The sequence below is a fragment of the Streptomyces sp. NPDC059564 genome (genome assembly GCF_042735575.1).
In the GTDB taxonomy this organism is placed as follows: Bacteria; Actinomycetota; Actinomycetes; order Streptomycetales; family Streptomycetaceae; genus Streptomyces.
The window spans coordinates 1-1,247 of record NZ_JBHWBP010000703.1; the positions used below are offsets into that span (position 1 = coordinate 1).

General features: G+C 76.7%; 1 protein-coding gene. It reads left to right on the forward strand.

Features of this window, described 5'->3' with window-relative positions; genetic code table 11:
- Window positions 1–1,077, forward strand: a 1,077-nt coding sequence (locus tag ACFV0Q_RS41790; protein WP_385013355.1) for a transcriptional regulator, incomplete at its 5' end; no start/stop codon positions are given.
- Window positions 1,078–1,247: the final 170 nt, after the last annotated feature.

Here is a 1,247-nt window from a genome sequence, read left to right on the forward strand (position 1 = left end):
GCCGAGGAGACCGGGCAGCCACCGCCGCAGGAGACCGGGCCGGGCCCGGCGCGAGAGCCGGCGGCGCCGGCCGCTGCCGAGACCCTTCCGGAGGCCGTGTCCGACATCCCCTCCACCGGGCCCGCCCCGAAGGCGCGCCGCCGCAACCGCAGGGCCGTCTTCGCGGGGATCGCCGTGGCCGCCGTCGCCGGGGCGCTCGCGCTCACCGCGAACCTGCCCGGTCGGGACACCGACGTCCGGCACGGGCCCGTCGGCGCCGCGTCCCTCCCGAACGGCAAGGAGGGGGAACGCACGGACGGCAAGCAGGCGTCCGCGGCGCCCTCCGGATCCTCGCCTTCGGCCTCCGCGCCCGCTTCCCCCGGCCCCGGGGGCGGCGCCGAGGCCGTCGATCCCGGTGCCGGTGCCGGTGCCGGTGCCGGCGCGGCGAGCCCGTCCCCCTCCGCCCAGGGCGACGACGCCGCGGGCGGTACGCCGGTGAAGGTGACCGCCCAGCCGCACACCTGGGAGTCCCCCTGCGGCCAGCACTACCTGATCGACAAGCCCCCGGCCCAGGTCGCCCCGCCGCCCCTGGAACGGGACGCGCCCGCGTGGGTGGCGGCGGCCGGAGCCGTGTCCGCGGGCGAGCAGTACGTCACGCTGACCCTTCAGGGCTCGGGCAAGGACACCGTGGTCCTGGACAGCCTGACCGTCCGCACGGCCGCCAAGCGTGCGCCCCTCGCCTGGAACGACTACGCCATGGGCTACCCCGGCGTCGGCTGCGGCGCCGGCGTTCCGACCCGCTCCTTCACCGTGGCCCTCGACGCGACGCGCCCGGCCGTCGTTCCCGAGTCGGGGCAGCCGAACTTCCCGTTCAAGGTGAGCGAAGCCGAGCCGGAGGTGTTCTACGTCAAGGCCGACGCCTCCGCGTACGACGTGAGCTGGTACCTGGAACTGTCCTGGTCCAGCGGCTCCCGCCACGGCACCCTCAAGATCGACAACAACGGCAGGCCGTTCCGCACCAGCGGCCACAACGGCCGGCCCGGCTACGAATTCCCCCTCGGCGGGGACGCCTGGGTCAAAGCGGGAACGACGTCCTGACCCGGCCCGCCCGGCACCAGGGGCGCGTGCCCCCTGACGCCGGGCGCCCGCCCGTCCCGGCCCGCAGGCCGAGCGGACCCGGACGCTCGAACATACGATGGGCGGGAAGCGGCGCGGACGGCCCGCCGTGCCGCCAGTACAGGCCGCTCGGGGCGGGAGACGCATGGCAG